Below are 5,585 nucleotides of genomic sequence, written 5' to 3'. Positions count from 1 at the left end.
GACAGCCGTATCTCACCAGATTTGGAAGTCTTTTTCAGAGTTTCCCTAATGGATCAATCCAACCTGTCGAATTCGGAGCATATTGATAAAGGTTCAGCCCGCCCGCCAACCCAATCGGATCCGTCTGAGTAAAGCGCCCCACATCCGGATCATAGTACCTGAAGGTGTTGTAGTGCAGCCCGGTTTCGCGGTCAAGGTACTGGCCCTGAAAACGCAGGTTCTGCTCACGCCCCGGCTGCTGAGCATGCCACTCGTCCCGCGTCCTGCCCCAGGCCTGGTACTCGCTGTTCCACACCGTGTTGCCGTCAGTATCGGTCAGCTGTTCCGGCAGCCCCGCCAGATTGGTATGGAAGTAGAAGATTTCCTCACTACCCGGCTTGCCATCGATACGGGCCAAGGGTTCATAACTGCCCGGATCGGCGTACACGTACAGGCTGGGTCGGCCGTCCTGCATCTCTTCGAGCAGGCGCAAGCCTTGCCAATGGAACAGCGTGCGGTGGCTCGGCTCGCTGGTATCGTCGTTATACACCTGCTTGCTGATACGCCGACCCAGCGGGTCGTAGTTGAAAACGATGCGCTGGGTCATTGATCCCTGTTGCTGACGGATACAGATCAGCCGGTGTTCCGCATCGTATTCGAAGTGCTGGATTCGGCTGCTGCCAATGCGTTTTTCGCTCAGCCGCCCAAAGCGGTCATAGCGATAACGTTTGTCCTGATACACATGCACGCGGTTGTGCTTGATCAGGCCGTTGACCCGATAGCCATCGAACAGGTTGCCGGCCGCGTCGTAGTTGAGGCTCTCGATAGACTGTCCTCGGTGCACACTCTGGATCTCTTCGACCGGGTTGTAGCCGTACGCGGCACTGCCTTGATAGGACTTGCCGGTAGATGCCTGATTGTGAAAACGCCCGATCAGGCTGTCATCATTGGCCGCTGCGGTCGGGCGGTTGCCGCCAGGTCGCTGGGTCTGGGTGAGTATCTCGGCCACCAGGTTGTCGCTGGCGTCGTACTGGTAGTCCTTCTGCAACAACGGCAGCACCTCGCGGGCAACCTGCTGATAGTGCAGGGCCTTCTGGCTGAGCCGGCCATTACGGTCGTAGCGGGTGCGGGTGTGCAGGGCGCCCTGGGTGCGCAGCACTTCCTCGTGCAGCGCGTCGCGCTCGAAGTCACTGATCAGCCGGCCGTTGAGATTGAGCTGATGCAGATGGCCGCTGCCGTAATACAGATGGTTGAGCTGACGTTGGTCGGGCAGGGTCAGGGTTTGCAGGTTGCCCAGTTCATCGTAGTGGTACTGAAGAAGGCCGGCGCTGTTAGTCTCGCCGAGCAGTTGATCGAGGGCATCGTAGGTGTAGTTGAGACACTGTTCTTCACCTTGAATGTTGGTGAAATTGATCGTCAGCAGATTATCGGCGGTGTCGTATGCATACTCGGTGACCCCATCGTCGGTGCGTTTGCGGATCAACCGCCCCAGGGCATCACGCTCGAAATGATGTACCAGTGGCGTGTGCGGTTCGGCGCTGTCCTTGCCGTCCAGACCAGGCTCGGCTAGCGGCGCGGGAATATGGTGGATACCGGTAACATCATCCAGCGGGTTGTACTGGTAGATGCGCCCGCTGCCGTCCAGGTCCTGCTGGGCTAGCAGGCGGTCCAGCGCATCCCACTCGAAGCAGTAGCGTTCGTGGTTTTCATTACTCAGGTGCAGCAGGCGGCCATAGGCGTCGTAGCCGAACTCGACGGCATGGCCGAGGGCGTCAACCCGCTGGATCAGTCTTCCACTATGGTCATAACGCAAGCGGGTGATGCGCTGGGCGGGGTCGGTGTAGGAGATCAACTGGCCGGCGGCATCGATGTCGTAGCGGTCGATACGGCCATCGGGGCGCTGACTTTCGATCAGGTAACCGCGGGCGTCATACCGATATTGAGTGTGCTCGCCGCGCGCATTGATGCTTTCACTGAGGTGCCCGTCGGCATCGTAGTGGTACAACGTTTGCGCATTGGAACAATCGCGGTAACTGAGCAACTGGCCGTGCACGTTCCAGCTCAGGTACTTAGTCTTGTCCAGAGCATCGGTGACACGTACCACCCGACCTTCGGGGTCGTACTGGTAGTGGGTCTTGCGGCCCAGCGGATCCTCTCCCCAGAGCAGGTTGCCCTGGGCATCGTAGCCGGAGCGGTACGTGCGCCCCGCACCGTCGGTGACTTCCACCGGCAATGCCCAGTGCCGCAGGTAACGAATATATTCGGTACGCCCCAGTGGGTCGCGAGCCTCAATCAGGCGGCCAATGTCATCATAGCTGTAGTGCCATTCGCCGCCCTGTGGATCGACACTCTTCATCAATTGACCGGCGATGATTTCCTCTTGCCAGCAATTGCCGAGGGTGTCGATGTGTTTGTAGATCTCGTAGAACGGGCCCCAATAGTAATGGTCCTGCCGACCGAGGCTATCGGTGACGTGGGTTTCACCACGTTCCAGGTCGTATTTGAATCGATACTCTTCGCCGTCGCTGCCCCAGTGGCGGATGACGCGCCATTCGTGGTCGGGTTGTGGCTCCAGCAGCGGCGGAAGCTGGTACGAAGTGCCGTCTGCACGTTTGGATGCGGGGCGGTTCTTGGGGATGGCGAAGCGTGCCCATTCGTACTCGCGGACGGCGCCACTGGCGATCTGATGGCTGTTCAGATAACCCTCTGCAGTGTAGGTGAAGCGACGGACCACGTGGTCAGTCGCGTCCAGCACTTCATGCAACTGGCCACTGCGTGTATAGCGATAGGTGGCCAGTATCTTGATGTGTTCAATGCTGAGGCTGTCGGTTGCCTTCAGGTATACACGAGAGGCTTTGCCGACACGGTTTGGATGTTGTTGATCGTAGTGGAGCTGTACGACGGTTTGGCTGTACTTGTCGACGAGGAAGTGCAGGCGGCCCTGTTCGTCGTACAGCATGTCGAGGACGTTGAGGTTGCGATCGCCCAAGCGGATCAGTCGCGAGCGTTGCGGGTTATGCGGATCAGGCTGGAACACCTGATAGCGCCCTGCATAGATGTCCTCGACAACGGTCTGACCATCCTCCAACTGGAAGAAAGCCAAGCCGTCTACGACACTGACGAACGCGTTGCCGGCACTGAGCTGGCCCAGTTCCAGGCGGTTGCCTGTCTCGTCAACGTAGATCCATAGCTCGCCGCCGTGGGGATGCGCAACACGGACGATTTCCACCTCATAGGGAACGCTCCAGCCCATGCCGAACATTCCGTCGGTTCGGGTGTCGTTGCTGTCGTAGCTTCGGCCCCATTCGATGCCCAGCAGCCCAGGCAGGCTGAAGTCGACGTCTTCTCCACCGCCGAGGACTTTGCTGCCGGTGGAAACATGCACAGGACGGCCTTTGTACCCACAGATTGGCGAGTTATTTTTCGATCGTGGAGAACGACGAGGGCGCGCGCCCATTCGTCTGGATATAAGCAGTGCCGCAACAATCCCCGCGATCTGCGCAGTCTTGCTTTTGCCATTGTGAATGTTCCTAACTGTCACCGTTCCGCCGCCAATACGCACATTGGGAGAGACGTTGGCGTTCACATCGATGGTGGCATCGCAGGTGGCCTTATCTCCCGAACGTGCCGCTGGCCGGCTATTGATCAGCACCTTGTCTGAGCCCTGTGCTATGTAGGTCTCAGGCATGGGCGGATGACGGGAGCATTTGATCTTGTCTTCTTCTTTGGGGACGAACCCCGGCGCTGCCGGGGTTGTTACTGGAGGGTTGAAAATTTGATGAACCGTGTCAAAGAGGTCTTTGACCAACTTGAGGGGAGGAAATGCAAATCCCAAAGCGGTTTGGGCCATCGCACTTACGTTCTCCAGAATTGACGGTTCTTCTTCCTTCTCTTCTGGTCCATCGGATTCGCCAGCGGGGGAGCTGGTGCCTGCCGCACGAGCAGCGGGCTTGCCATTGATAAAGGTGTTTTTGGAGCCGCTTTTGATTTCGCCTAAGACCGTCGGTGACGACATTGCGTTGCCAACGGAGTCGCTAAAGTCAGAAATGGCGTCACCGATACTTCGATCCTCTCCTATGGGCATCGAACTCATGGCGCCTACCGCAACGCCGGCAGCTATCCCGATGACAACGCCGAGCGCGCCGCCCGTGAAGGCGGTGCCCACTATTGCAAGGCAAATAACGGCCCCCACCGCCAGCGCAGCCGCTGCATAGATGACTGTTTCCACTGCTGCGCTTATCAACTCAGCCATGAGTGATGGGTGAAGAATGGCGTCACCCTGCCGGGCGGCGTGGACAATTTGTGCCATTGGCAAAGAGCTCCTTGCTGATCGAGAACGGGTTTCCTAGGGGCGGACAAAGTTCAGGAGAAGCGGAGCGTTTGCTTGATGGCGCGCCAGTGGGTGATGTCGTCGTCACTGAATGGTCCTTGTTTGCTGTAGTTGAGGACCAGCATGCGTTGTTGCCCAGGGATCAGGCAGGCGACTTGCAGCTGAAAGTTTGGTTTGTCCCCCGTCATGAACTGGACGGCCATTTCTCGGCCCTCCACGTGCTGCTGGTTTCCCAGGTGAGTTACTTGAGCTGGTGTGATGCTCAATGCTTGGGTCTTGTTGCGTAGCTGATCCAGCTGCGCAGTCAGTGCCTCGTCCAAGGTCTGGCGTTTATCAACAGGACTGCGGGCAATCACCAAGGTGGTATTTCGCGCTTGAAAGCGCAGGACGTTTAGCGTCGAGTCCTCGGGCGTTTCGCCGGCAAAATTTAGGATTACATCGTGGGTCAAATAGTCAGCCATTGCAGACGCGTCCTTTTCTTTAATAGTTGGGTGAGGGGAAAGGTGGGGGCTATTCGAAATGCCCATCGACACTGGCCTTCAGTGCACCACCGTCTTGCCCATTTGCAGCGGCACCGGCGGACCCACCTTCCGGGTTAAGGTCGAGCTTCGCGCCTAGCGTGTTGATCTGGCCGGTTTGCGTGCCAGTGATGTTGAAGTCCTCGCAGGTGATGTTCAGCTTGCCGTTTGCATGCAGCTCAATGAGCGTCTTGCCACACTTCAAACGCAACGTGCCGCCTACTTCGATCTCGTATTCGCCGGCTACCGTGTCGTTCTTGTTGCCGCCGACCTTCACGGTGTCGTTGGTCCTCACCACACGCATACGATTTCGACCGACAGCGACGTTCTCGTCCTGGCCGATGCTCTTGGTTCTGTCCGCTCCGACAGTCAGGGTCTGGTTGTTCTTGACAACCGTGTTCTGGTCTTTCTGGGCATGGACAAACACCTCCTCCTGGCCCAGCTCGTCCTCAAAGCGCAGCTCATTAAAACCTTCACCCTTGTGGGTGCGGCTCTTGATGGTCATCCGCGTTTTGTGTTTGGGCAGCGGGTAGGGCGGCAGGTTGGTCTGTCTGTACGTAGTCCCTGTGGCGATCGGTTGGTCTGGATCACCGTCCAGATAGCTGATCACTAATTCCTGGCCCACACGCGGAATGGCCATGGAGCCCCAGGTTGCTCCGGCCCAGCCTTGAGTCACGCGAATCCAGCACGAGCTGTGGTCGTTGTTTTTATCCGAGCGGTCCCACGGGAACTGCACCTTGACCCGGCCCCATTCATCG

3 protein-coding genes and 1 pseudogene are annotated in these 5,585 nt (G+C 58.1%); all 4 read right to left on the bottom strand.

The features are described 5' to 3' along the window. Positions 1-34: 34 nt before the first annotated feature. Complete coding sequence (locus H096_RS31130; RefSeq protein ID WP_241495552.1) at positions 35-3,364, bottom strand: RHS repeat-associated core domain-containing protein; 3,330 nt, start codon at positions 3,362-3,364, stop codon at positions 35-37. A gap of 216 nt (positions 3,365-3,580) precedes the next feature. Continuing rightward, positions 3,581-3,829 (bottom strand): annotated as a pseudogene (locus H096_RS34805) (PAAR domain-containing protein); the annotation flags it as partial. A 512-nt stretch (positions 3,830-4,341) separates the two neighbouring features. Then, entirely contained in the window at positions 4,342-4,770 is a 429-nt protein-coding gene (locus tag H096_RS31125) for a DcrB-related protein (protein WP_033903051.1), read from the bottom strand. Positions 4,771-4,819: 49 nt separating this feature from the next. Next, the coding region (gene tssI, locus H096_RS31120; RefSeq protein WP_033903050.1) for a type VI secretion system tip protein TssI/VgrG at positions 4,820-5,585 on the bottom strand (766 nt) is incomplete at its 5' end.

It is taken from the genome of Pseudomonas sp. FH1, from assembly GCF_000510895.2.
Taxonomy (GTDB): Bacteria; Pseudomonadota; Gammaproteobacteria; order Pseudomonadales; family Pseudomonadaceae; genus Aquipseudomonas; species Aquipseudomonas azotoformans_A.
This window is presented reverse-complemented; position numbering and strand designations above follow the sequence as displayed.

Bases quoted from the DNA above. Each gene is read 5' to 3' on its own strand.
- H096_RS31125 (WP_033903051.1), bottom strand. From the start codon at position 4,770: ATGGCTGACTATTTGACCCACGATGTAATCCTAAATTTTGCCGGCGAA.